The sequence below is a fragment of the Leptospira sp. B5-022 genome (assembly GCF_000347035.1).
Taxonomy (GTDB): domain Bacteria; phylum Spirochaetota; class Leptospiria; order Leptospirales; family Leptospiraceae; genus Leptospira_B; species Leptospira_B cinconiae.
On sequence record NZ_ANIJ01000018.1, the window covers coordinates 163,546 to 188,210 of the forward strand.

Genomic DNA, 24,665 nt, shown 5'->3' on the forward strand with positions numbered 1-24,665 from the left:
CTTCAAAGGAACAACTCCAATGTACAAAAATTTAGCAGACATGTACCTCAAGGCCGCCGAGTCTTTTGGGGACAGACCGGCGTTTTGGTCGAAGGACGAAAAGAAAGAATATCAGCCGACCACCTTTAAACAATTAGTAGATTTTGGCCTCTCTTTGTCCGAGGCGTTAATCGATTTAGGCGTAAAAGCCCGCGAACATATCGGAGTATTAGCGGATAACCGTTTGGAATGGATCATCGTGGATGCGGGGGTTCTTTTCTCCGGTTGTGCAAACGTTCCTCGAGGAACCGATGTAACCGATTCCGAGATGGAATACATCTTAACTCATTCCGAAGCTTCCGTAGTATTCTTAGAGAACGATAAGATGTATGAGAAGTTCGTTAAGAACAAATCCAAACTGAAAGGTGTGGAAACCGTTATCATTATGGACAAGGATAGCAAAACTAAGGCCAAAGGAGTTTTGCATCTTTATGATCTGATCGAAACGGGAAAACAGTTAAGAGCAAAAGGCGGACACAAGACGGAAAAAAGAATCGAAGGTATCAAACCTGATGATTTATTCACTCTGATCTATACTTCCGGAACGACAGGAATGCCTAAGGGTGTAATGCTTATGCATTCTAACATGGTCCACCAGATGGAATATGTCGTACCTTTGATCCTGAAAAAGTCATTACTGCGTGAAGATGACAGTATGTTATCTATTCTACCCGTATGGCATATTTTCGAAAGAGTAGTAGAATACTCTGCAATCTCTCTCGGGATCTCCACATTCTACACCAAGGTTGCCGACCTCAGAAACGACTTGGCAAAAGCCAGACCATCTTTTATGGCCTCCGCTCCAAGGGTTTGGGAGAGTATCTATACCGGGATCTATAATAAGATCAATGATCCTAAGCAGACTCCTCCGGTCCGTAAATTCCTCTTTAATACTGCTTATTTGTTCTCTAAGAACTATAACGCGGGAGTTCGATTCCTAACCGGAAAAGAAGTGGATTACGAAAACCGAAGTATCTTCAAATCGCTGGCTCTTGGGATCAAAGCACTCGGTCAGGTAATACTATTTGGACCGTTCACGGTTTCTTTGATCAGTGCGGTGGGATATTCTTATATCAAGATGTACAAGCCTGAGTTGGCGTTCTTAGCTCCAGTTCTGCTTACAATCGCGATTTTAGGATTGATCTTTAACTTTAAGACTTTGGATGCAGTTGTTCTCTCTAAGATCCGCCAAGCAACGGGTGGACGTCTGAGAGGGACCTTATCCGGAGGTGGGGCTTTACAACGTCACGTGGATAATTTCTTTAATGATATCGGGCTTCTGGTATTGGAAGGTTATGGAATGACGGAAAGTGCCCCTGTGATCTCGGTGCGTCATTACGATCATCCGATCATTGGTTCCGTAGGGTATGTCGTTCCTAAAACTGAACTTCAGCTAAGAGACGATCATGGAAACGTCCTGACTCATATTAACGATCAAAGACAACTTCTTGCCGGTAAGTTAGGAGTAAAGGGCATCGTTCATATCAAAGGGCCTCAAGTGATGAAGGGGTATTATAAAAATCCTGAAACCACTAAGAAAACGATTGTGGACGGATGGTTGAACACCGGAGATATCGGGTTCATCAACTACAAACATACTTTGACCCTTACAGGAAGAGCTAAGGAAACCGTTGTATTATTAGGTGGGGAAAACGTTGAGCCGGTTCCAATTGAGAACCGTATGGACGAATCTCCTTATATCAAACAATCCATGGTTTTCGGTCAGGACCAAAAAGTATTAGGAGCAATTATTGTTCCGGATCTGGAAGTTCTGGGTCCGTGGTTGGCTCAAAATGGTATCCAAGCTAAGGACATCAAGGATTTGATCGACAACCCTAAGGTAATCGAGTTCTACAAAAAAGAAATCAGAGAGTACAATAGTACTAAACACGGATTCAAGTCTTTCGAATTGATCCAGCATGTAGTAATCGCTCAAAAACCTTTTGAGATAGGCGACGAATTGACTAACCTACTCAAAATGAAAAGACACGTGATTACCGAGAAATACCAAAAGAGAATCGATAAAGTTTATAAATAAAATCTTCGATCCTGATCTATGTAATAAAAATCCCTTGGAGTTGAACCCGGGGGATTTTTTTTAATCTAATTTATAAATTCTCGGAAGAACTTCTTCTCCTAAAGATAAAACAGCTGGATCATGCATGGTCAAAATTTTTGTTCCGCTCGAAGATAGGACGGAAACATAATCTAAAAATTCTTTATTATTGGAAAGAGAAAAGGTTCCTTCCGAAGAAAGACTGTGGCCCTGCTTGCAAAATTCTACCCAATAACATTCGTCTCCGGTGATCAGGAATTTTTTACCCGGAGATCGTAGCCACTCTATCGCAATAGAGCCTTGCGTATGTCCTTTCGTTAATAGAATGCGAAAATTCGAAAAAACTTCGAAACTCGATTTTACAAATTGTACCTTTCCTGATCTTTCTTTGGCGAAAAGTTTGGAGCCTAATGTTCTATTTTTTTTAAGGGAATACCAGTCTTCCGGTGTAACATAAATTTTTGCATTTGGAAAAAGGTTTATTCCGCCTGAATGATCCGAATGAAAATGAGTGAGAATGATCTCTCCGATCATTCCCGGTTTTATGCCCGCAGATCCTAAAATTTGATCGGAAGAGATCCAATTTTGGACCGCAATCTCTGGAGTCGATATGGAAGAAGTCCCGGTATCGATCAAAATGTAACGTTTATCTAATTTTATTAGATAAAACAAGAATACGATCTCGGACTCACCTTCCTCTATTTCGGAATTCGTAAGACGATTCGGATAAAATGATTTTCCAGCCAGGATTACGTACAATCCGTCCTGTAATTCAGGAGGAGACATGGAGCCCGAAATTTCTGAAATTGGCTTTTTTACTTCTAGGGAAGAAGTCCCGCAATAGAATAATAAGGTCGTGACCAGCAGGATGAAAATTTTCAAAATTGAAGCACCAATCGATCTACTTTTTCTTGATTTCCTGACTAGCTCAACCGATTTTAAGTCTAATCATTAAATCTACGGGGACGAATTAGGTTTCGACTGTTGTAGTTAAGATGTGGTGGCATGTAGGGGTGAGGGGCCTCTTAAAAACCTTCAAAACAATAAACGCTAACAACGAATTAGCACTAGCAGCTTAATAGCTACTACGGAAGATAGGCTTACTCTCCCGGTGGTCTTTCTTCTGCCTTAAACGGGAGACTTTTTAGATCGGTTTTCGGTTCACGATTTAGAGAGTATTTGGACCGGATAGGAAGGACACGCCTGCTTATGGGCTAAGGCCTTTCGAGATTTAAAACATAAGACAAACATGTAGAGGCCCCATTAAGGCGCAATAGGACCCGGGTTCGAACCCCGGCGTCTCCATTGTAATCATTCAAATAAAATAAAATCTGAGGGGTTCGAAGCGAGACCGTGAAAGCGGAAGCAGCGACCCTAGAAGCGTCGCGAACGCGCCCGAGCTACAGGACGTAGCGCGGCACCGGTCGAGACGGCGTGGAGCTTAGTCGAACACGAAGTGAGACTGCGTAACGCCGAACCCCGGCGTCTCCATTGTAATCATTCAAATAAAATAAAATCTGATCGCTTGTCGACCAGATCCCAAGGCTCATAATTATCTGGACCAACAGAAGAATGGTCAATAAGGACCATAATAAGATACGTTTCGTAAAACCTCGTTTGCTATCCTTATATCAAACAAGGTTCTGGAAATCGGACAGCCTGGGAAAATTATTATTTCGGAAAAATCTTTTTGCCGAGTTCAATACCTAAACGAACATTTTCCCTCAGTAGGTTTGCGTTTGTGGTCATTCTTCCTGCAGGCAAAGTTTTTTCCGGAGCTATAATTTCAAAACGGATCCCTTTCGGCGGATCGTTCAGTATTTCCATAGCTCGATTATAACGACGATACCTTTGTTCTATAAATGCCTTTCCCATTTCCGGAAATTTAGGAAACGCTAAACTTCCGAGCAAAGGACTTGTCGGAGTTAATCTAAAATCCATTGGTTTTGTAAGAATAACGGTAATATCCTTATAACCTGCAGATAGCACAGCTTCGACAGGAATAGGATCTAATACTCCTCCATCAGTGTACTTTGAATTTTCCAAAAGTCCATATCCTTTGGTTGCGATCGGCAAAGAAGTGGCGGCTCTCAGTAGTGAAAAAAGATTTTGTGAGGTAGCCTTTATATATTCAGGTTGGAGCGTTTTAAAATTAGCGACTACGATATAGAATGGTACCGTCTTCCTTTGTTTCAGGATTTCCGCCTTAATCGGTACCTTCTCTTGGAAAATATGATCAATTAAATAATCTTGATCTAATATTCTTTTTCCTCGAAACAAATTCCAAAAAGAGATAAGATGATTTCCCGATAATTCTTTTCTCCAAATATCCAACGCTCTTTCGATATCTTCCGAAGATGGATTGGGTTCCGTAACATAATACGCGGAAGAACAGGAGCCCGAAGAGACTGCAACGATCAGGTCGAATTTGTTAGGTGGATAAGTAGGAGCCATGGAGGAAAGTACTCCTCCTGCAAAGGAGCCTCTCATTCCCCCGCCTTCTATGATCAGGGCTTTGCCTTTTTTCTTTTTGGTAAATTTTGGTAAGGATGACATGACTATGGATTATTTGGAATGATTCGGACGCTTTCTATACCAAAGCCAAACGATGACAATAAGACTGATCAATGCCCCTAAAAATTCTCTTCCGAGCTCTATGTAAGGTTTTTCGTCGGTCATTTTTGCGGTAATTAGGTTTTCATTTCCCATTCTCAACCAATCAAAGAACCCATCGATCGTTGCTGCGATCTCGATCCCCGCCATACCTATGATCGTATATAGTAAGGGAAGTTTATCCTTCTCTAATGCTGCAAGTACACATGCGAACGAAGAAGTGAAATACAGAAGCATCCAATGAATTGGATCGGGATCATTATATTGAACTGCACCTGCAAAAATGAAATAAGCGGCTAAAAGAAGAGAGACTATTTTAAAGAACATTATTTTGCCTTATGGTTCGGGTATTATCCGGTTTCTTTCACGTTCTTGCAAACCGGTTTTTTTATTATGTTTCTTCCGTAGACGGTAAACCGCTAAATACCAATTTATAAGCCTGGGTCTCTTCATCGATCCAGCTTTGGTGGAATTTCACTCTTTTTACTTTCCAACCTTTTTCCGTCATCATTTGGCGGAGTTGTTTATCCCGGAATACAGTCTCGGAGAACACAATTTCTCCTCCGTCCGCAATCGCTTGTAATTTCGCCGCAAAGTTTACTGTGTTCCCGAAATAATCTATATTGCTGTTCAGGTTCACTGCCAAACAAGGTCCGGTATGTAAACTGATCCGTATTCGAATTGGAGTCTCAGTATTTTCTTCCGAGAAAAATTCCTGGAGTCTTACGGAAGCTTCTACCGCTGCACTAGGAGAAGGGAAGGCGGCCATCACTGCGTCTCCGATCGTTTTGACCACTGCACCTTGGAATTCTCTCACTACTTTATAAACTTCTACGAAATGATACCTGACTTCGGAGAAAGCACCGGAGTCTCCTTTGTTATAATAGAATTTTGTAGAACCTACGATATCAGTGAACAGAATAGTCTGCATTCCTATATCTAATTGCAGATCTGTGGAAAGAGCTTCTTGGGAGAATAGATCTCGGAAGTCCTGGAAATTGAATAGATCCGTCGGTCTAAGACAATCCTGATCTTCTTTTCTTTCTTCGATTACAAAACCTTTTCGGGATGAAGAATGATTTTCCAAGACCAACTTAGGATGGTCTGCGATCTCTATCTGTTCCGGGATCTCATCGGTATTCCAAACTAGAGTTTCATTCGGCACTTCTTCTTTGATCTCTAATAGAGAATAATTTTTTTCTCCATTTACTCTCAGTCTATAAACTCCCGGAGAAAGTAGAAGTTTGGAATTGTACGTTTCTCCCGGATCCAAATATTTTTGGAAACGGATATGGCTTTTCGTTGCCGGCTCGGCTGCACAGAACATTCTTTTCTGAACTTCTCGGATTGAAGGATGTACATGGAAAGTGATCTCGATCGAATTTAACTGATTCGCTTCGAATTGTATATCGCAAACGTCGCAGGTATCTCTCGTGGGAAGATCTCCTAAATGTTGTGCTTCCGTTCTGACTCCTCTACAATGTGGACATACCACATCCCAACTCATTGTGAATAATCCCAATCTACATCCGTGTAAAAAAACGAGTAAAAGTTCCTTTTCGGGTATTTTCCAAGCTTTGGATAAGGACTTGATCCTGATCCTATAAAGGTCGGCCTCGTCTGCGTCTAAAATATAATTTAAAACTTTATCAACTAGTTCCCTGGATTGTCCTTCTCTGATATATCCTACCCGGATCTGTTGCATTCTTGCAGGGAAGACTGGATTTTTTTCCGATTTTGATTCTTTTATTATGCTTAATGCGCTTGGACCTAACCAGTTATATGCTCTCGTTTTAATTACGTCTTCTACTACACCCTTTAATCCTTTTATATAGGATTTTTCGAGTTGGATCATTCCGAACTTTAAAAGAGTTTTTCCAAGCCAACCTTTAGGGATCCAACCGAAGTATACGAATAATCTGGTAGAACTTTCTCCTAGAGGAAAAATAAGATATCTTGTTCTTACATAGTAAGCGAATCCCTTGGAATAGATGCGTGCATTATTGAGTTGTTTGCAATATTCCCATTCCCAGGGAACTTCTTCCCATTCCATTGGGATGCCTGCGTTCTTGGACTTTCCGAAAAGTCGTCCGTTAATCTCCTGAAATTTCATTTCAGGGACTTCTATCCTTTTATTAAAAGACGAGGTATCTATTAGCCAGGGCCAGATCTCTTGGGGAGAAACATCCAAGTCGAATTTCCAAAGTTTTTCAATAGGCTCTCCTAATGAGGTCCATTTTTCCTCCCAAGGATATTTTTCCAAGTAGGTCTGCAGATCCAAGGTGTTCGGATCCAACATATCTGTATCGTCGATGGAATCGATCGTTTGCATCGGTCTCTCCGGAGAGGTTGCTAGAAGAAAAAAATTCCTTCCTCTCTTAGATTATCTTTTCGGCAGTTTTGCCAAAAGAAAAGTGGAATAACCTTATGGACCAAGATTTCCTTTTTTCCAAATTCGGAGCCAAATTCCGTAACCAAACCGGGATCGGGCAATTGATGGAGGACCTGGGTAATCTTTCGCCCGGGGTCTCTATGTTGGGAGGAGGGAGCCCTTCCTTAATTCCGGAAGTGGAAGAAGTTTGGAAAAAGATCCTAAATAAATTCACCGCTACCGGGGCCTGGGATTCTATTCTGGGAAAGTATGAAACTCCCACAGGCAAAGAAGAAACTTTAGAAATCCTTGCTTCCTTATTAAGCTCCGAGACAGGGACCTCGATCTCCAAGGAGCAGATTGCGATCACGAACGGTTCCCAAAATGCGTTTTATCTTTTATTGAATTTTTACTCGGGAAAATTCGAGGACGGCAGTTTCAAAAAAATATTCTTACCGGTTTTACCCGAATATATAGGTTACTTGGACCAACCTTTAAATCCCGATTCATTTACGTATTCATTCGCTAAAGAGATTGTTACAGGGGAGGACGGATTTCGTTATGAGTTGGACTCTTCTTCTTTTGATACGATAACGGATGATCTTGGATGTGCGGTCCTATCCCGTCCTACAAATCCAACCGGAAGGGTAGCGAAAAAAGAAGAACTGGAACTGATCCTCAAATTTGCGAGAAGTAGGAAGATCCCATTCTTATTGGATAACGCATACGGGTTTCCTTTCCCTGGGATCGTTTATTCCGATGAGAGACTTTTTCATTCGGAAGGAATGATCCAAAGTTTCAGCTTTTCTAAAATAGGTCTACCTGGAGTTAGAACAGGGTTTGTTTTAGGAGACCCGGAAGTAGTAAAAACATTAAATAAAGCGAATGCTGTTCTAAACTTGGCCGGCGGAAATCTGGGTCAATACATAGCCTTAGAATTCGTAAGATCGGGAGAATGGTTCAGACTTTCTCGAGACATAGTAAAACCGTACTATCTCAAAAAAAGGGAAGTTGCAATTTCTTCTATCCGACGAGAATGGAAGGGCAAATTAAAATATAGGATCCATGATAGTGAGGGAGCCTTCTTCCTTTGGGTTCAATTTATCGGACTCCGTAAAAATATTTCCGAACTTTATCCCATATTAAAGGAAAAAGGGGTCATTATCGTGCCGGGGAAATATTTCTATCCGGTTACTAATTCGGGTGTGAGTTACGGCGAGGATTCTATCCGCATTAGTTTTGCCAGAGAAGATTCGGAAATCCAAGAAGGAATTCGAAAAATAGGCGAAATCCTAAGTACTTATTGTCCGTACTAAAACTTCGGCTATCTAATAAGTACCTCAGTTTCCGAGCTAATTTCGGTCGATTTAAAGCGGAATAAAATTGTTTCAATCTCTCTTTCCGTTAGAGATCCTGGTCGGAAGGAAACGATAGAAAATTTCCTAACTCGGATTGTTGTTCCGGTACGGTGCAAAACATGGAAACGTTGGAGCAGGAAATATCCTTCGAGGAGCTAGCTTCCAATCAAAACAAGGCCCCTGATCTGGAGGCCCTGGCGCCGGATTATATCTTCTTAAACGATGGAGCTGTTGGACTTTCTGCCACTGCGCGTTGTATCCTGGACGAACTTCGTGACTGGCATAAAAAGACCGAAAAACACGGCTCTAAAAGTGTTCATCCATCTTACCTTCTCACCCTCGATAAACTAGGGGAACTTCTGAACAAATATAGGAACTTAAGCGAGCAAGCTAAGTCTCCTCCTTCCATCGATATGGCTCTTCGGCAATTAATGGATATCGAAAAGAGGGGAAGGAATAAATCCGCTTTGATCTATCCGTTTTTGGTCCGAAACGGGAACAAGGTTTTAGCTAAGATCGCAGTCGCTTCTCCTCAAAAAGAAGCTAAGACCGATGTTACTCCTTTCCGAAAGGCATGCTTTTCTTTTTCGGAAGAGACCATCGATCTTATTTTAAATAATAGAGCAAAGAAGCCGCGTGTATTGGAAGAGGATCGTCCTGGGGCTATGCTTCTTCATAAAAACAAAAGTGGGCAGATCTGGCTGTACCCTAAACTTGCTTCCTTACAATCGGAGATGGCAAGTCTTCTTAAGCGAGGATTCCTACCGTATAGTTATATACCGATGAATGATTTCCTCGCGGACTTTGCAAACTACGCAAAGAACAAAGGTGCGGTAGTCGAAATTCTTCCGGATTATCATTTGATCTTGGATGATCTACAACTCAATGCGGACGGGACTTATCTGCACCAACCGGAAGTAATCGCACATTATAGGGCTCAAAGCGATGCTCTGGAAGTATTCGCTCTTACTTATTTAAAACAACTTGCCGAGAGAGCAGGTTACAATTTGTTCCGAGCTCGTATCCAAGATTTTGAAACTTTACATGGAAATGCGGAACCCGGTAAAAAACAAAATAGTGAAAAGATAGAAGCGCTCATTCAGCTTGTAGAAGATTTTCCTTTCGATAAAGAAAAAGATGATCTCGGAAAAAGGGTAGCCGAGACTTGCCAACAATCCATACGGATCATCCGAAAATTGATCCAAGAAAAATCTCTCTTGGGTGAAAGAAAGATAGAAGGCGCTTTCAAAAGTTTGAAGAATCGTCTGAACATTCAAATAAAGGAACATTCTCAAAACAATTTGACCCTTTACAGATTCGTACCTGAAAAACGTTTGGATGCCGTTGGTATCGCCGATCCTGAACTTGTTTCCAAATATACGAATGAGATTGTTGCAGATCTAAAAACCAAATTCGGTCTAAAAGAGGTCAAGAGAGAAGACGGAACTACTGAGGTATATGTAGTTGATCCCGGTTATATGGCTGCCGTTCTTCACAAGTTAACCGCTGATGCTAAAATAAGCCCGGCAGCAGAAAAGGAACTTAATATAGCGAAAGAGATCCATGCCTCGTTGATCAGTTCTAAAAATCCTGCACTCAATTCCATGCTCAAAGCGGATTACGTAGTGAAATTACAGCAAGATGCGGCTCTCATGGAGAGGGAAGTAGAAGATCGCCAAAAAAGCGAAGCACTCGCGAAGAAGATAAATCTTTCTATGGGACTTCTCGGATTTGTGGGGACTATGTTGTTCTTCCTGATCGCGAGTGTCCATTTTAATGCGGCGGGCGTGATCTTAGTTGGACTTCCTGTAGCACTTGTGATCGGTGGCTTACTCGCAGTATTCTTCAGAGATAGAGATAAATCTGATATCGGGCCGGGTGGAGTTCCGAAATCTTTCGGCGGTGGTGGAGGATTCGCTGCGAGTTATTCCGGAATTTCCACAGTAAGCGATTATTATCCGAGTGGTGACGACGATGATGCGGATGAACATTTCGGAAAGGCAGAAAGCCCAAAAGAAAAGAAAGTAAGTTTGATTGCGAAAGGCGCAGAACGTTTTGTATTTCCGAACAGATTCACCAAGATCCAGGATAAGATCCACGATTCCAAATCTCTTCGCAAAAAGATCTGGGACAATATAGATAATATCCGCCAATCAGTGGCTCATCTTAGGACCGAGTCGGATGACGATAAGGTAGCATCCACAGTCGAATATGCTCTTCTGCAAAACTCGGCCACAATTGCGATACCGGATGAGATCGTTCCGGTCGGAATGCCAAGCACCATCATTTTGAGCCATTCTGATTTAAAAGCGCCTTTGATCCGCGACCAGATTTCCGAGTTTCTAAGAAACGAAGCTCAAAAGAAAAAATACGATAAAAAACTCGTTAAATATTATACTTTCTTAATCAATACGATTGAAGTGGAATATTACAAATATCTTCCTAGCCGCAAAAAGAAATAGGAAAAACTATGCCCGAACTTCCGGATCTGGTAGTCATTCGAGAACGTCTTTTAAAAGAACTCCCGGGGGAGGTCATCCAAGAGATAGAGATTTTAGACCCTCTTGTAGTTCGCAATCTTTGCGGCGGGAAATCGGAAACGTCGTTTATAGGTTCTACTTTTGAAAGTTTGGAAAGGACTGGACCGTTTCTGAATTTTAAATTCGGTCCAAAAAATATCGTCATTCATCCGATGCTTGCTGGAAGATTTTCTTTAGATCCAAAATATAAGAAGAAGGACCTGGCGGTTCGGATCAAATTCCAGGATAAGATCCTGAATTATGCGGACGACGTGCATATGGGGAAGGTTTATTTTACGGAACCAGAATATTTTTCCCAAATCCCGAAGTTTACTGACCAAGGAGTGGATCTTCTTTCCGAAAACTTTACTCTGGAAGAATTTTTAAAAAGAATAGAGAAAAATCGGCAGCAAACCCGCGTTTTTCTAATGGACCAGACCAAACTTAGCGCAATAGGGAACGCTTACGCGGATGAAATACTTTTTGATTCCAAAATCCATCCCAAAACTCCATGCAATAAACTTTCGGAAGAAGAAAAGATCCAACTTTACCAGAGTATCAAATCCGTATTAAACGAATCTATAGATTACATTCGAAAAAAACAGGCACCTTTGGACTTTAAAGTTCGAGACCATGTGAAAGTTCGAAATCGAAAAAATGAAGCCTGTCCCCGCTGTGGAACCACGATTCGTAGGGCAAATGTTTTGGGTCACGATTCCTTCTTCTGTCCCAATTGCCAAAGAGTGCCTGGGGAACAGTTCATTGATTGGAATAAAACCCTCTGAACCGGAAATAAATCGCACTTGACAGTACAAGCAAATTTTTCAAACTGTCCATAGATTCTCGGTGATTATAGAGAGAGGGTCACACCCGTTCCCATCCCGAACACGGAAGTTAAGCCTCTCATCGCTGATGGTACTGCATGGTTCGCTGTGTGGGAGAGTAGGACGTTGCCGGGTTGTCATTATTTATTCCATTATATTTTATAGTGAAAATCCGCCAAAGAAACGGATTGACCCTTGGTTCTCCGGTAAAGATGGTAACCGGTAAGACTTACCCAGGGTCTTAAAATGCAATCTTAGAGATACAGGGAACCATATGAGAAGAACATACCAACCCAGCCGGATTAAACGTGCCCGTACCCACGGATTCCGCGCCAGAATGGCGACTGCCGGCGGAAGAAAAGTCCTTTCCCGCAGAAGAGCTAAAGGCCGTTACAAGTTGACCGTTTCTGACGAAAGAACTGGTAAAAAATTCTAACGAACCCATATAGAAGAGACACTTACATCCAAGAAGGACATCCGGGAACTTTTTGCTTCCGGAAAACGGGTAACCAATCCTCCTCTCACGGTGATTTATCGGGGAAACGGCCTGGAAAATAACAGGTTCTTATACTGCCCTGAACGTTCGGTCGGAAAAGCCGTTCGCAGAAACCGGATACGGAGAAGATTAAGAGCCGCCGTGGCCGAAACCGCAGGCTTTTTTCCAAAAGGATTCGATATCGCGATACTTGCGAAACCGGGCCTATTCGAAAAGGATCATACCGAACTTCTGGCTTGTTTGGGTCTACTCGCTCGTAGATTAAAATGAACCGACTCGCCATCTTTCTGATCCGATTCTACAAACGTTGGATCTCACCTATTCTTCCGCCTTCTTGCAGATTTCACCCTAGTTGTTCCGAATATGCAATGCAGGCCTTCCAAGAATACGATTTCTTGTCGGCAACTTATCTAAGTACAAAACGAATTTTAAAATGTAATCCCCTTTTCGCTGCAGGCGATGACCCTTTACCACCCAACCCTAGAAGGAATTAGGAATGGAAGATAGACAAAACAGACTTTTTCTCGCGTTAATTTTATCCATGGGAGTTTGGTTTTTAGTAACCTACTACTTCAACCCCGAATCGGGAAAACCGAAACAACAACAGAAGACCGAACAAACTCCCGTTTCGGAAAATAAAGAAAACGTAAAACAGGAAACCAAGGTTGAACCTAAACCCGCACCTGTAACGGCTACAAATCCTAAGGACATCAAAACGTTTACCTTTAAAACGGAAGCGCATATCGTTGTTCTTTCCAGCTTGGGGGGAAGGATCGAAAAATTCTATATCCGAAATTACAAGGATGTCGAAGGAAACGAGATCAATATCACCAGAGCGGACTTCCAAGAGATCGAAGTGGACGGTGAAAAGATCAAGGCGATCGAACTTTCCAGAGGAAAAGGTTTCGATTTCAACTTCTCTCATAGAAAAGAAGATGTAGCTACTTCGGCATGGAATCATCTGAATTTTAAAGCAGAAGAGAATAAAGAAGATCAAAGTATAACTTTCACAGCTAACGAAAAGGGCGTTCTTCTTAAAAAAGTATTTAGATTTTTCCCTCACGAAAATTATTTCAAAACCGAGATCTCCATCACCAATTTGGGTAAAGAAAAACTCTATTTCGGAGATCGTGACAAGCCGGCTTACCTAAGGACCTTCGGAAGTTTAGGACCTCTTCCTTTAGAGAGAGAAGCTACCGCTCAAGAATTGTCGAAATTTTTCCGTGTTTATAGAATGGACGGAAGTGAGAAGGACTTTGCTGACGGCGGAGACGCTTGGGGATTCTGGGAAGGCATTCGAAACTTCTTCTTCGGACATCCGAACGGAAACGAATTTTATAAAGAAGTTTGGAGTAGCGGAGAAGGTGTGGACTATATCGGTTCCGGCAGCCGTTACTTCTTGGCCGCAGCGGACACTTTGAATCATCCTGCGGAAGGAATTCTTTTAGATAATAGAAAGAAAAACGAAACAGGAACTATCTTAGCTTATTCTAATATCACTGTAGATCCGGGAAAAGAAGAAACTCTTGAATTCGCAAACTATGTCGGGATCAGAGAATGGGACGGGATGTTATTCAGAGATCCCAAACTGGATCCGTTTAAAAATCCTAAGTCCACTTTTGCAGGCTTGAGCGCCGATCTGAACAAATCCTTTAACCAAGGTATTTTCACTCCGATCCGAAACGGTATCGTTTGGTTCCTACAACAATCTTATAAATACACGATACCAAGTTACGGTTTCGGTATTCTACTCTTTGCATTAGTATTCAAATTAGTCTTCTATCCTCTCAACCAGAAACAGGCAGAGGCAATGAAGAAGATGAGTGCACTTTCTCCGGAACTAAAAAAGTTAAACGAGAAGTATGCGAACGATCCGGCAAAAAAACAAGAGAAGATGTTGGAATTATACAAAAAACATAATATGAATCCGCTCTCTCAATTGGGTGGTTGTCTTCCTATGTTGATCCAGCTTCCTATCTTCTTCGCATTATACGTTGCGTTTGCTGATACGATCGATCTTTGGAAGTCACCTTTTCTTTGGATCTCGGACCTGAGCGAGCCTGATTTTATCTGGACTTCTCCTGCGATCCCTTTCATTTCTGCGAGCGGGCTTTCTATCAACTTATTGGTACTTTTGATGGTGGGAACTCAGTTCCTCTCGATGAAACTGACTTCCGTGCAGACTGACCCGAACCAAAAAATGATGATGTATTTAATGCCAGTGATGATGGTGTTCTTCCTCTGGAGCATGCCGTCGGGGCTGACTTTGTATTGGACTGTGACTAACATCCTTTCCATTGCTCAACAGTGGTTGACCAATATTCGTAAGAAAGACGAGACCCCTGTAAAAGTGTGAATTCATATATCGAGGATACGATATGGAAAACTATATTTTCGAAGCCGAAGGAAAAACAAAAGCCGAGGCCGAAGAGATCGCGTTAGAAACCTTAAGACTGGAGCCCGGAGACATTCGTTTCGAAACTGTCGAATCCGGTAAGTCCGGGTTTTTAGGTTTAACACAAAAAAAACCGGCAGTTGTTCGAGCCTTCGTTTCGAACTACGATATTCCGGCTGAAAAGATCATCCATGGAGTTGTACTTACACTTCTCCGCAAGATGGGAGTGGAAGCGGAAGTCGTCGGAATGGGAGACGTGGACGGAAAGATTTATATCGAACTTACCAGCCGCGAATCGGGACTGATTATCGGAAAGAGAGGAGCTACTTTAGACGCTCTTCAATTTTTGGTAAACTTGATGGTGGATTCTAAGATCCGTCACGGTCGTAAGATCGTTTTGGATACCGAATCTTACAGAGACAAAAGAGAACTGTCCTTGATCAGATTGAGCAAGTCGGTAGCTTCTTCAGTCGCAAAATCCGGTAAGTCCAAATTACTTGAGCCTATGAATCCTTTCGAAAGAAGGATCGTTCATATGGCTCTACAAGAGAACGAAAAAGTTTTCACTAGATCGGAAGGGAACGGTACTTATAAGAAAGTCCGAATCATTCCGATGAAAGACAGACACAAGTACAAAGACGTCGTCGAAAAAAGCCCTAACGGGGACTTACTCGAGGAAGTAAACGACTACTGATCGGTCGTGGCTGATACGATAGCAGCTATCTCCACAGCTTCCGGGGCCGGGGCCATAGGCATTCTTCGGTTATCCGGACCGGAAGCGCTTCCTATCGCCTACAGGCATTTATCCTTTTTTGAGGGAGCCTTTCCTCTTTCTTCTATCAAACCTCGTAATGCATATACCTGTCGTTTTGTAGACGGGGGAAAAAAATTAGACCAAGTAGTTTTTATCTATTTTGCCGGACCGAATTCTTTTACAGGTGAAGATCTATGCGAGATCCACGCTCACGGAAATCCAATCTTACTTAGAGAAGCTTTAGAATGTTTGTTTCGTTCCGGAGCAAGACCTGCGAAGCAGGGTGAGTTCACAAAAAGAGCATTCTTAAACGGTAAAATAGATCTGAACGAAGCTGAGGCGATCGGAAGAATTATAGGTGCTCGTTCCAGATTCGAATTGGAACTGGCCCAAAAAAATGCGTTTGGAGAGATTTCCAGGCTCGCGTCAAATTTGAGAAGTCAATTGATCTCATTAAAAGCGGAATGTGAAGCCGAGATCGATTTTTCAACGGAAGATCTTACTTTCGAGTCATTCGAAGAAAGAAAAAAAAGAATTCGTTCTATTTCTAATATTTGTTCCAACCTGCTGAAAAGATCCAGTGAGACGGAAACTCTTTTGGAAAGAAGTAGGGTGGTCTTGTATGGAGAACCGAATACGGGTAAGTCCAGTTTGATGAACCTGATTTTGGGAAGAGACCGTTCAATTATTTCTGAAATTCCGGGAACCACCCGAGATTATATCAGTGAGGACTTTTTACTTTCCGGAGTTCCAATCAGACTCATAGATACCGCGGGTGTTCGAGAGACAGGCGATACCATCGAAAAGATGGGGATCGAAAGAAGTGAGAAGGAATTCTCCCAAGCAGACGTAAGACTTTTTGTGATCGATGTTTCTCAAAAGAACGATTGGGACAAGTTTGCGGAAGAGAACAAATCTAAGTTAGAAGGCGCTATAGTCGCGGCAAATAAATCGGATATAAGAGATCAAAGCTGGGATCCTCAATCCATCTTAAAGAAAAATTATCCCGGAACCGTTTTAGTCGAAGTTTCCTGCAAATCGAAACAAGGATTGGATACTTTGGTTTCCGAAATTTCCACCAAACTACAAGGTCTAGAAAGTTCTGAAGATTATGTCCTTTTGGAAGAAAGGAACAGATTTCATTTTTCTTCTATCACTAGAAGCCTGGAAAACTGTCTGACATTAATGGAAGAAGGGGCCCCAGCTGAGATTTACATCAAAGAAATTGATTCCGCTTTGGAACAAATCGGAGAAGTAAACGGAAGAGTGGACACGGAAGAAATTTTAGGAAGAATTTTTAGTAAATTCTGCGTTGGGAAATAAGCTCTTTCAGAAATAGAATAGAACCTAGGCCCGATCGTCGAAAAATTGGTTTTATCGTTATGAGAGAAAAATCCCTCGAATATCACTCCCTTCATCCAAAGGGTAAAATACAAGTTGTTCCGACAAAGCCGACTAGAGATTCCTTCGACTTATCCTTAGCATACTCTCCCGGGGTTGCCTATCCTTGTCTGGAAATTAAAGAGAATCCGGATCTAGTGTATGAATACACGAACAAAGGGAATCTGGTAGGAATCATCACTAACGGAACCGCAATCCTGGGTCTGGGAGATATCGGAGCTTCCGCAGGAAAACCTGTGATGGAAGGTAAGGCGGTACTTTTCAAAAAATTCGCCGGGATTGACGTTTTTGATATAGAGATAGATGCAAAAGATCCGGATGATTTTATAAAAGCGGTCAAAATGCTTGAGCCAACTTTCGGGGGGATTAACCTGGAAGATATCAAAGCCCCTGAAAGTTTTTATATAGAAGAAGAACTCATCAAAAGAATGAATATCCCGGTTTTCCATGACGATCAACATGGTACGGCGATCATCACTGTTGCAGGATTATTGAACGCATTTGAGATCAATAAAAAACGTCCTAGCGACGTAAAGATGGTGGTCTGTGGAGCGGGAGCCGCAGGGATCGCGATCGCGGAACTTGTCCAACATATCGGTATCCGAAAAGAACATATCTTCTTGGTGGATACAAAAGGTGTGATCCATACCGAAAGAACGGATCTAAATTCTACCAAACAAAAATATGCCCAAAAGACAAACGATCGTACTCTGGCAGACGTTATGCAGGATGCGGATATTTTTGTGGGAGTTTCCGTAGCTGATATGGTTACGGAAGACATGGTAAAATCTATGGCTCCGAATCCGGTTATCTTTGCTTTAGCTAACCCGGATCCAGAGATTCCGTATGCGATTGCTAAAAAGGTCCGTCCTGATATTATTATGGGAACGGGAAGAAGTGATATGCCGAACCAGGTAAATAACGTATTAGGTTTCCCATTTATTTTCAGAGGAGCCTTGGACATAAGGGCCAAGCATATCACTCTGGAAATGAAATTGGCCGCAGCTCGCGCTTTGGCCGAACTTGCTCGGATGGATGTTCCTGATGCGGTCAGCCTTGCTTACGGTGGCGAAAAATTCGTATTCGGTCCTGATTATCTGATCCCTAAACCTTTTGATCAAAGAGTATTGTACCATGTGGCTCCGGCGGTTGCGGAGGCTGCGGTCCAAAGTGGGACGGCAAGAAGACCATATCCTGGAAGGGAAAATTACGTTTCCTTCTTAGAAGGTTTGATGAGGTTTTAAAACCGAATTCTAAAGAAGTTCCGAATTTAGTCTAATACTCTTGGAACCTGCTCAAGAAAGCATGTATTCGTTTCCGAAAATATTATATTAGCTCGGCTTAAAAAAAAGCCAAATCAAGATCGGAGCAAAAGGGAAGAATTTATGCCCGAAATGGAAAATAATTCCACACCCCCCGCTTCGGATCCGCTCTCGGAGGGATTAGGCGTAATTCCGGTAGATCGTATCGATCTCATTCCGGAAGAGGAACTTCGTAATCTTCTTCTCCAAACAACTCCCAAAGCGATGAGGGATTTGGATATGATTGAGAAAGGAGTGGAGAACTTCTTCTTATTCAATTATTCTCCTTTTGCTCTCGCAAAATTCGAACAGTTACAATTTTTAAAACCCGCGGACCTAAAATACTTCGAAGATAAGAACGGTTTTGTTTTATACCAATATCTATTCGTTTCGGAAGAAACAAAAGAATTGGGACTAGCGAATGTTGCTATACGTCCAGCTTCGAGAAGAGCGGATCAGATCCAAAAGATCAAGTCCGCTTGTTTAGCCCAGTCCGCAGCCGCGTTTTTACAATTCCTTCTCCGAAGGGACATCAATCTGGCGGATAGAAGATCTGCCGGCGAATTAAGGGATTGGGTGATTCGACAGTATCTGAATACGGACGAGAAAGGAAATCCTTTGGATTTCCAAGATTCCAAAAATCTTCCTTACTCTATGAGAAACGTTAAGACACTTTCCGTAGAATCTTTTCTACAAAGGAATTTTAAGATAAGAGAAGATATACTGACTTCTTTAATTTCTATCTTAAGTAAAAAACCGAATGAGATTATCTCCTTTTTGGGACAGATCAAAACGGACCCGGACGCGTTACTCGCGTTAGAAAAAAGAGGAAGCCGCCCTCCTTTATTAAGATTACATTTGGAGTTCCACGTCATCCAACCTTCTTTGGAAGAGCTTGTGGGTGAAATTTCTATAGATACTAAAAAACCGAACGCGAACGAAGAGACCGAGATAGAGATCATTTTCGAATTATTTATAGGTTTGTCTAGGAAGATCTTAATGTCTCTTCTTCCCGGAGAACAAGCAGGATGGATCCGTCCTTCCGGAACCGAGCAAGGCCCGGATTATCTGAGAGAATTATCCAAACACCCTGCATTCACTTCCGGAAAAACCTGGGAAGGTTCGGACATATTTTTGCAGGCATTCGAAGTACTACTAAATTCTATGGATTCTCTTTCCAGCTTGAGAAAGGAATCCTTAATCAATTTAGCTTTTAGTGATATAGTGATCCGTGTCAGAGAATCCAAAGAACCTTTTGTTGTCGATTTGGGCGCTTTGAAGATCAAGGATTCATCCATCCAAGCAGCTGGTCTTACGAAAACGGAAGTTTTGGATCAGGTCTTGGAAAGATTCAAAACGAGAAACGATATTCTTACTAGAGAAAGAGTAACAGGCGGCGGTCCCGGGATCGTAGCGCTAGCTTTGGAAAATGTGATTTCTTCCTTTTTAAATAATAAGGAAAGAAGGACCTCTATTCACACTTTGATCCGTAAGAACGGGCAGCCGAAAGGAATTTACGCTTTTCTAAAGGATGTAACGGAAGGTGTGGATCCCGAGTTAGTGATAGACGAACAGATCCGCTTATCAAAGGCGATTGCAGATTGGGAAAAGGAAACCGAAAAGCAAAGACTGAAAGCGATCCAAGATTCAAAATCCATCTTGGTGAAACTTTTAGAATGGATACTTAGTTTGTTCGGTGTGAATCTTTCCCCTTCCGCTAAAAAGGACATTGAGCCGGCAGACGAATTTCAACCTTCCAAACAAAGTAAGAAGTCTCAAAGTAACTCTGGAAGTTCCGGGGAACCCGAAAAGGAAACCCCTAAAAAGAAAAAATCTTTGGGAGTACTTTTAGGTCCTAAAGAAAAATCCACTTTAATCCCGGCGAAGGTTCAGAAAGCGATCGATTACGTGGACCGAAAAAATAACGGGATTATTTGGTTGGACGAAGTTGTGAATGCTAGTTCTGCTCCGGAATTCGGAAAAGACAAAGTAGCCGACCTTATGTATTATGACCAGAAGCGGAGATATATCGAGATTCGCTCCATGAACTCAATCCGGCACGTGTTTATCCGGAAAGAGTTAGAATCCGATTCCGCCTGGTTGGATTCTACCTTGGAATATTTGGAGAATGTCACCGCCAAAAAACCGGAGTTTGCAGCCTTAGCGGATACTCTTCGCAGATTCCGAGACGAGTGATCAACTCCCGAGTTCTGATTAGGACATACGTTCCGAATCCGGAAAATCCAACCCGATCAATTCATTACTATTGAACGGAGGATTCATGAAAACTAGAATCGAAACCGACTCCATGGGAGAAATCCAGGTAGACGATTCCAAATATTGGGGCGCCCAAACCGAAAGGTCTCTTCATCACTTTCATATCGGGAACGATCGTTTCCCAAGGGAAATGATCCGTGCTCTTGGAGTTCTTAAAAAATCGGCGGCAATCGTAAACGCTCAGCTCGGGCTTTTAACCGAGGAGAAAAAAAATCTGATCGTCCAAGCTGCAGACGAAGTGATCTCCGGAAAACTGGACGAACATTTTCCTCTAAGCGTTTGGCAAACAGGTTCAGGAACCCAAACCAATATGAACTCCAACGAAGTGATCTCCAATCGTGCGATCGAGATCGCAGGAGGAGTAAAAGGTTCCAAAAAACCGATCCATCCGAATGACGATGTAAATAAGGCTCAATCTTCTAATGATACTTTTCCGACGGCTATGCATATCGCTGCAGCTGAACAATTGGTGAATAAACTTTTGCCAGCATTAGAACAATTGAAGAATACTCTTAAAAAAAAGTCGGATGAATTCAAAGATATTATCAAAATCGGAAGGACCCACTTACAGGACGCGACTCCTTTAACTCTCGGTCAGGAATTCTCCGGTTATGTAAAACAATTAGAGTACAATATTGAAAGAGTGAAAGCAGTTCTTCCTTCCGTATACAGATTGGCGTTAGGCGGAACCGCAGTAGGAACAGGACTGAACACTCATCCTGAATTTGCGGTAAAAGCGGCGGCTCAAATCGCTAAAGAAACCGGACTACCTTTCACTTCTGCGGAGAACAAATTCGAGGCTTTGGCCGCTCATGATTCTCTAGTGGAAACTCACGGAGTTCTAAAAACCATCGCAGCTTCATTTATGAAGATAGCGAACGACGTGAGATGGTTGTCCTCAGGTCCTCGATGTGGTATCGGTGAGATCTCTATTCCGGAGAATGAGCCGGGTTCTTCTATTATGCCTGGAAAAGTGAATCCTACTCAGTCCGAACAGATGACTATGGTGGCTTCTCAAGTGATCGCAAACGATGTAGCAGTGAATATCGGCGGTGCTTCCGGAAACTTCGAATTGAACGTTTTCAAACCTCTGATCATTCATAATGTTCTGAATTCTATCCGTCTATTGGCTGATTCCGCGGTTTCTTTCGAAGAACATTGTGCAAGAGGGATTGAGCCTAATAAGGAAAACATCAAAGAACATTTAAAGAACAGTTTGATGCTAGTGACTGCATTAAATCCGCATATCGGTTATGATAATGCGGCCAAGATCGCCAAGAATGCTCACAAGAAAGGAACTAGTTTAAAAGAATCCGGGATTGAACTTGGCTTATTGACTTCAGAACAATTTGATCAATGGGTCCTTCCGGAAAAAATGATCTCTCCAGGTGTGGATTGATAAAGTCTGAACGATTTCTAAAACCCTGAGGGTATAAAAAAGGCAGTGTGTAAACACTGCCTTTTTAATTCGGATCGAATACCTAGGTATTATTGTTGTGGAGCTGGAGCTGCCTGCACTTCAACAAACTTGAAGGTTACTCTGCGGTTTTTAGGATCTTTTGCATCCAGTCCGGAAACTGGAGAAGAAGAACCTGCACTCTTAGTAACGATACGGTTTGCAGGAATTCCTTGTTTAACTAAGGATTGTTTAACAGCTTTCGCACGAATTTCTCCGTAGAAAACGTTTCCTTTTTTATCACCTTCTGCTTCCTCAGGTCCTACTTGGTCGGTGTGACCGGTGATCTCTAAAGCCCAAGAATCAGGAAGTTTAGAGATTCCTTCTTTTAGAACGGAAATATTCACTTTTGCCCATTCGCTGAAATCTCCCGCGCTTACATCAGCTTTTTTGTAGCTGAATCCTGGACGAGTGATCCCGTCTGGATAGCGGAAGTCTTTAATTTGATTATTGAAAGCGTCTGCAGGAGAGTCTACGTTGACGTTACGAGAAGCTGCGGAATTTTGTTCTCCAGGCTCAGGAGCGGATTGCTCTTTATTGTCTGCGGAAGAGCAAAGAGCTAAGGAAAAAACCGTTGCACCGATGAGCAGGATATTGAAAATTTTTTTTACCATGTTGTATTCCTTCCTTAATTAGGGTAGGGGTTTATTTCGATGAATTTATCCAAAATATACCGATTCTCGCAAAATGGGAAATCTTTTTTAGACCTCTGTGCGAAAGGGATACGTTTTCCCCGCTTATATATTTCTTAGGAGAACTATTATGAATCTGGAACTTCATGCCGAAGTTAACGCTGACTCTGAGGGATCCAGACTTGATCGATTTTTAAAGGATTATCTGGGAGACGAGATTTCTAGAGCGTCTATCCAACATTGGATCGATTCCGGTTGGGTCAAAGATGGAGCCGGAAAAATTCTACTGAAATCATCCTATAAGGTGAGTCCGGGAGAAAACTTCCATATATCAGTTCCTCCTAAACCTCCCTTGAACTTAACTCCTGTAAAAATGGATATCGAGGTTTTAAAAGAAACTCCTCAGTATCTGATCATTCGAAAACCGCCGGGTATTGCGTCCCACAGTGGTCCAGGAGATAGATCCGCTACCTTGGTGAATGGACTTCTCTACAAATTTAAAGAGCTTTCAAGTATCGGTGGGGAATCAAGACCGGGAATTGTGCATCGATTGGACAAACCCACGGAAGGGATTATGATAGTAGCTAAGAACGATCAAGCACATGCAAAACTTTCCGAGTTGTTTAGAAGAAGAAACATTACTAAGAAATATCTTGCGTGGGTCCAAGGCACACTTCCGGAAGGAGAAGGCACAATAGACGCACCGATCGGAAGACATCCCGTAGAAAGATTGAAAATGACTGTGACTCCTAAAGGAAGAGCTTCAGTGACTCATTATAGGATTTTAAGAACTGCAGTCTCCAAAAACGGTAGAAAGTTCTCTCTTATCGAAGCTGACCTAGAAACAGGAAGGACTCATCAGATCAGAGTTCATTTTCAGAGTCTGAGATGTCCTGTGGTTGGGGATCTTCTTTATTCCAGAAACGCTGCACTTTTTGAGAATTACGGGCTTTTGCTATTATCCTATTGGTTAGAATTTAAGGATCCATTTACGGGAGAAGAAGTTCAGATCGTTCTAACCCCGCCTCCAAGATTCGAAAGTTTCGAAGCAAATTTGGAGAATTTCTAAACCGAAGACCTTGGTTATAAAAGGTCTTCGGATCTATAAGATAGATTATTGGAAAGTAACGGAAATTTTTCCGTCAGCAACATAGCCTGCCTTTCTTAATTCTTGAAGATATGCGACTTCGTTTTTTAGATCAATGGTTATATCCAATTTTCCGGTTCCTTTTTCGGTTGCAGCTTGGAATCTAAACTCGTATTCTCCCGGATCTAATTTTGCTTTCAATCCACTATAATCGAAGTCTTCATTGAAATATAGAATGACCTCTTTGCGTGCTACGGATAATTCCGGTCTAAAAACTCCTGCTTGTTTGGCGTTGGACCAGGAAGAATATTTTCCTTCAGGATTCGAAGTCTGTTTGGCATACATGACTATCCTGAACTTTTTACCATTTGCTTCTTGGGGACCTACTGGGTCTACCAAACAAAGTAAAGCCCACATTTCTCCCGAGAAATTCCATTTCGAGACTTCTCCAGGGAGGGCAGAGTCTCTTGAAATTTCTTTATCAAAAAAATAAATGTTACCTTTTTTCTTTCCTTCACAAAGATCCTTTGCCCAAGTTCCGGATGCCGCAAATAGAAGGACTAAAAAGGCCGCTATTCGAAAGAGTTTCATTCAAAGCTCCTGATTTAATTTACTAAGTCTAAGGTTGGGACGAAATTTTAGATTAAATATCATCTTTTGTAATGTAAAATTAAGGATTTTTTTTCGCTGGATGATCCTAAGTTATTCATCAAATAATTACACTTACTGATGCTTATGGAAGAAGATAGAATAGAAAAGATTAAACAAGGTTTTTGGCCTAAAGTGAAGAAGGTTGCGGGGAAGGTTCCTTTTCTTGCAGACGCGATCGCTTTATATTATGCGATGTTGGACCCTTCTACACCGCTAAAAGCAAAACTTACGATTGCAGGGGCGCTAGCTTATTTTCTTACACCTTTTGATGCCATCCCGGATATATTATTCGGCGCAGGTTACATAGATGACGCAGGTGTCGTCGCCGCGGTCTTAGCTGCCGCTTCCATGTATGTAAAGGAAGAACATAAGAAGAAGGCTAAAGATTTTTTGGATTCCAATCCTGAGGGTACTCCGGAGAATTGAAAAACTTCT

At 42.1% G+C, this 24,665-nt stretch carries 21 protein-coding genes, 1 rRNA gene and 1 other RNA gene; 17 read left to right on the forward strand and 6 right to left on the reverse strand.

Translation table 11 applies throughout. From position 1 onward, the window contains the following. The first annotated feature begins 19 nt into the window (after positions 1 to 19). Positions 20 to 2,077, forward strand: coding sequence for a long-chain fatty acid--CoA ligase (locus tag LEP1GSC192_RS08740; protein WP_020769654.1), 2,058 nt, complete (start codon positions 20 to 22; stop codon positions 2,075 to 2,077). Positions 2,078 to 2,137: 60 nt separating this feature from the next. Here LEP1GSC192_RS08740 and LEP1GSC192_RS08745 read toward each other — a convergent pair whose 3' ends face one another. After that, the gene (locus LEP1GSC192_RS08745) at positions 2,138 to 2,977 is read right to left on the reverse strand and encodes an MBL fold metallo-hydrolase (RefSeq protein ID WP_020769522.1); all 840 of its coding nucleotides are present in this window, start codon (positions 2,975 to 2,977) and stop codon (positions 2,138 to 2,140) included. Positions 2,978 to 3,056: 79 nt separating this feature from the next. Between LEP1GSC192_RS08745 and ssrA the strand changes: the two genes are divergently transcribed. Next, positions 3,057 to 3,403, forward strand: a transfer-messenger RNA (tmRNA) gene (gene ssrA, locus LEP1GSC192_RS19440). Positions 3,404 to 3,766: 363 nt separating this feature from the next. On the opposite strand, the gene LEP1GSC192_RS08750 is transcribed toward ssrA, so the two are convergent. From LEP1GSC192_RS08750 to LEP1GSC192_RS08760, 3 genes are all read right to left on the reverse strand, one after another. Next, complete coding sequence (locus LEP1GSC192_RS08750; protein WP_020769794.1) at positions 3,767 to 4,651, reverse strand: patatin family protein; 885 nt, start codon at positions 4,649 to 4,651, stop codon at positions 3,767 to 3,769. Between the two features lie 9 nt (positions 4,652 to 4,660). Further along, positions 4,661 to 5,035: a transmembrane 220 family protein gene (locus LEP1GSC192_RS08755; RefSeq protein ID WP_020769694.1), complete on the reverse strand. Its 375-nt coding sequence runs from the start codon at positions 5,033 to 5,035 to the stop codon at positions 4,661 to 4,663. Between the two features lie 64 nt (positions 5,036 to 5,099). After that, complete coding sequence (locus tag LEP1GSC192_RS08760) at positions 5,100 to 7,040, reverse strand: adenylate/guanylate cyclase domain-containing protein (protein ID WP_020769865.1); 1,941 nt, start codon at positions 7,038 to 7,040, stop codon at positions 5,100 to 5,102. A gap of 95 nt (positions 7,041 to 7,135) precedes the next feature. Here LEP1GSC192_RS08760 and LEP1GSC192_RS08765 point away from each other — a divergent pair, with 95 nt between their 5' ends. From LEP1GSC192_RS08765 to fumC, 13 genes are all read left to right on the forward strand, one after another. Beyond that, entirely contained in the window at positions 7,136 to 8,395 is a 1,260-nt protein-coding gene (locus tag LEP1GSC192_RS08765) for a pyridoxal phosphate-dependent aminotransferase (RefSeq protein WP_020769731.1), read from the forward strand. Positions 8,396 to 8,556: 161 nt separating this feature from the next. Then, positions 8,557 to 10,899 carry a hypothetical protein gene (locus LEP1GSC192_RS08770; RefSeq protein ID WP_020769465.1) on the forward strand — a complete coding sequence of 781 codons (2,343 nt, stop codon included), beginning with the start codon at positions 8,557 to 8,559 and terminating at the stop codon, positions 10,897 to 10,899. Between the two features lie 8 nt (positions 10,900 to 10,907). After that, a complete protein-coding gene (locus LEP1GSC192_RS08775) occupies positions 10,908 to 11,741 on the forward strand; it encodes an Fpg/Nei family DNA glycosylase (protein WP_020769721.1) in 834 nt (277 codons plus the stop codon). A 57-nt stretch (positions 11,742 to 11,798) separates the two neighbouring features. Beyond that, positions 11,799 to 11,915: ribosomal RNA gene (gene rrf / locus LEP1GSC192_RS08780) — 5S ribosomal RNA — on the forward strand. A gap of 139 nt (positions 11,916 to 12,054) precedes the next feature. Further along, positions 12,055 to 12,216 (forward strand): 50S ribosomal protein L34, encoded by a 162-nt coding sequence (gene rpmH, locus LEP1GSC192_RS19445; RefSeq protein ID WP_020769764.1) that lies wholly within the window; start codon positions 12,055 to 12,057, stop codon positions 12,214 to 12,216. 9 nt (positions 12,217 to 12,225) lie between these two features. Continuing rightward, positions 12,226 to 12,546, forward strand: a complete 321-nt coding sequence (gene rnpA, locus LEP1GSC192_RS19450) for a ribonuclease P protein component (protein ID WP_081603583.1) — start codon at positions 12,226 to 12,228, stop codon at positions 12,544 to 12,546. Continuing rightward, the gene (gene yidD / locus LEP1GSC192_RS19455) at positions 12,543 to 12,770 is read left to right on the forward strand and encodes a membrane protein insertion efficiency factor YidD (protein ID WP_020769645.1); all 228 of its coding nucleotides are present in this window, start codon (positions 12,543 to 12,545) and stop codon (positions 12,768 to 12,770) included. Before rnpA ends, yidD begins: the two co-directional genes overlap by 4 nt. Before the next feature lie 2 nt (positions 12,771 to 12,772). After that, positions 12,773 to 14,632 (forward strand): membrane protein insertase YidC, encoded by a 1,860-nt coding sequence (yidC, locus tag LEP1GSC192_RS08795; RefSeq protein ID WP_020769501.1) that lies wholly within the window; start codon positions 12,773 to 12,775, stop codon positions 14,630 to 14,632. Positions 14,633 to 14,654: 22 nt separating this feature from the next. Further along, entirely contained in the window at positions 14,655 to 15,365 is a 711-nt protein-coding gene (gene jag, locus LEP1GSC192_RS08800) for an RNA-binding cell elongation regulator Jag/EloR (RefSeq protein ID WP_020769621.1), read from the forward strand. A gap of 6 nt (positions 15,366 to 15,371) precedes the next feature. Further along, on the forward strand, positions 15,372 to 16,748 hold the full coding sequence (gene mnmE / locus LEP1GSC192_RS08805; RefSeq protein WP_020769530.1) for a tRNA uridine-5-carboxymethylaminomethyl(34) synthesis GTPase MnmE: 1,377 nt from the start codon (positions 15,372 to 15,374) through the stop codon (positions 16,746 to 16,748). A gap of 59 nt (positions 16,749 to 16,807) precedes the next feature. Further along, positions 16,808 to 18,070, forward strand: a complete 1,263-nt coding sequence (locus LEP1GSC192_RS08810; protein WP_020769629.1) for a malic enzyme-like NAD(P)-binding protein — start codon at positions 16,808 to 16,810, stop codon at positions 18,068 to 18,070. 141 nt (positions 18,071 to 18,211) lie between these two features. Then, on the forward strand, positions 18,212 to 20,323 hold the full coding sequence (locus LEP1GSC192_RS08815; RefSeq protein WP_020769725.1) for a hypothetical protein: 2,112 nt from the start codon (positions 18,212 to 18,214) through the stop codon (positions 20,321 to 20,323). An 85-nt stretch (positions 20,324 to 20,408) separates the two neighbouring features. Next, entirely contained in the window at positions 20,409 to 21,803 is a 1,395-nt protein-coding gene (gene fumC, locus LEP1GSC192_RS08820; protein ID WP_020769780.1) for a class II fumarate hydratase, read from the forward strand. An 89-nt stretch (positions 21,804 to 21,892) separates the two neighbouring features. Here fumC and LEP1GSC192_RS08825 read toward each other — a convergent pair whose 3' ends face one another. Continuing rightward, on the reverse strand, positions 21,893 to 22,474 hold the full coding sequence (locus LEP1GSC192_RS08825; protein WP_020769511.1) for an OmpA family protein: 582 nt from the start codon (positions 22,472 to 22,474) through the stop codon (positions 21,893 to 21,895). A 148-nt stretch (positions 22,475 to 22,622) separates the two neighbouring features. On the opposite strand from LEP1GSC192_RS08825, the gene LEP1GSC192_RS08830 reads away from it, so the two are divergent. After that, positions 22,623 to 23,561: an RluA family pseudouridine synthase gene (locus LEP1GSC192_RS08830; RefSeq protein WP_020769702.1), complete on the forward strand. Its 939-nt coding sequence runs from the start codon at positions 22,623 to 22,625 to the stop codon at positions 23,559 to 23,561. Positions 23,562 to 23,606: 45 nt separating this feature from the next. On the opposite strand, the gene LEP1GSC192_RS08835 is transcribed toward LEP1GSC192_RS08830, so the two are convergent. Beyond that, on the reverse strand, positions 23,607 to 24,170 hold the full coding sequence (locus LEP1GSC192_RS08835) for a hypothetical protein (protein WP_020769831.1): 564 nt from the start codon (positions 24,168 to 24,170) through the stop codon (positions 23,607 to 23,609). Positions 24,171 to 24,314: 144 nt separating this feature from the next. On the opposite strand from LEP1GSC192_RS08835, the gene LEP1GSC192_RS08840 reads away from it, so the two are divergent. Next, a complete protein-coding gene (locus tag LEP1GSC192_RS08840) occupies positions 24,315 to 24,656 on the forward strand; it encodes a YkvA family protein (protein ID WP_036089619.1) in 342 nt (113 codons plus the stop codon). Positions 24,657 to 24,665 lie beyond the last annotated feature (9 nt).

What these genes read in the sequence shown, in the direction of transcription:
- LEP1GSC192_RS08740 (WP_020769654.1), top strand. Translation starts at nt 20, where the DNA reads ATGTACAAAAATTTAGCAGACATGTACCTCAAGGCCGCCGAGTCTTTT.
- LEP1GSC192_RS08750 (WP_020769794.1), bottom strand. Translation starts at nt 4,651, where the DNA reads ATGTCATCCTTACCAAAATTTACCAAAAAGAAAAAAGGCAAAGCCCTG.
- LEP1GSC192_RS08755 (WP_020769694.1), bottom strand. Translation starts at nt 5,035, where the DNA reads ATGTTCTTTAAAATAGTCTCTCTTCTTTTAGCCGCTTATTTCATTTTT.
- LEP1GSC192_RS08760 (WP_020769865.1), bottom strand. Translation starts at nt 7,040, where the DNA reads ATGCAAACGATCGATTCCATCGACGATACAGATATGTTGGATCCGAAC.
- LEP1GSC192_RS08765 (WP_020769731.1), top strand. Translation starts at nt 7,136, where the DNA reads ATGGACCAAGATTTCCTTTTTTCCAAATTCGGAGCCAAATTCCGTAAC.
- LEP1GSC192_RS08770 (WP_020769465.1), top strand. Translation starts at nt 8,557, where the DNA reads ATGGAAACGTTGGAGCAGGAAATATCCTTCGAGGAGCTAGCTTCCAAT.
- LEP1GSC192_RS08775 (WP_020769721.1), top strand. Translation starts at nt 10,908, where the DNA reads ATGCCCGAACTTCCGGATCTGGTAGTCATTCGAGAACGTCTTTTAAAA.
- rpmH (WP_020769764.1), top strand. Translation starts at nt 12,055, where the DNA reads ATGAGAAGAACATACCAACCCAGCCGGATTAAACGTGCCCGTACCCAC.
- yidD (WP_020769645.1), top strand. Translation starts at nt 12,543, where the DNA reads ATGAACCGACTCGCCATCTTTCTGATCCGATTCTACAAACGTTGGATC.
- yidC (WP_020769501.1), top strand. Translation starts at nt 12,773, where the DNA reads ATGGAAGATAGACAAAACAGACTTTTTCTCGCGTTAATTTTATCCATG.
- jag (WP_020769621.1), top strand. Translation starts at nt 14,655, where the DNA reads ATGGAAAACTATATTTTCGAAGCCGAAGGAAAAACAAAAGCCGAGGCC.
- LEP1GSC192_RS08810 (WP_020769629.1), top strand. Translation starts at nt 16,808, where the DNA reads ATGAGAGAAAAATCCCTCGAATATCACTCCCTTCATCCAAAGGGTAAA.
- LEP1GSC192_RS08815 (WP_020769725.1), top strand. Translation starts at nt 18,212, where the DNA reads ATGCCCGAAATGGAAAATAATTCCACACCCCCCGCTTCGGATCCGCTC.
- fumC (WP_020769780.1), top strand. Translation starts at nt 20,409, where the DNA reads ATGAAAACTAGAATCGAAACCGACTCCATGGGAGAAATCCAGGTAGAC.
- LEP1GSC192_RS08825 (WP_020769511.1), bottom strand. Translation starts at nt 22,474, where the DNA reads ATGGTAAAAAAAATTTTCAATATCCTGCTCATCGGTGCAACGGTTTTT.
- LEP1GSC192_RS08830 (WP_020769702.1), top strand. Translation starts at nt 22,623, where the DNA reads ATGAATCTGGAACTTCATGCCGAAGTTAACGCTGACTCTGAGGGATCC.
- LEP1GSC192_RS08835 (WP_020769831.1), bottom strand. Translation starts at nt 24,170, where the DNA reads ATGAAACTCTTTCGAATAGCGGCCTTTTTAGTCCTTCTATTTGCGGCA.
- LEP1GSC192_RS08840 (WP_036089619.1), top strand. Translation starts at nt 24,315, where the DNA reads ATGGAAGAAGATAGAATAGAAAAGATTAAACAAGGTTTTTGGCCTAAA.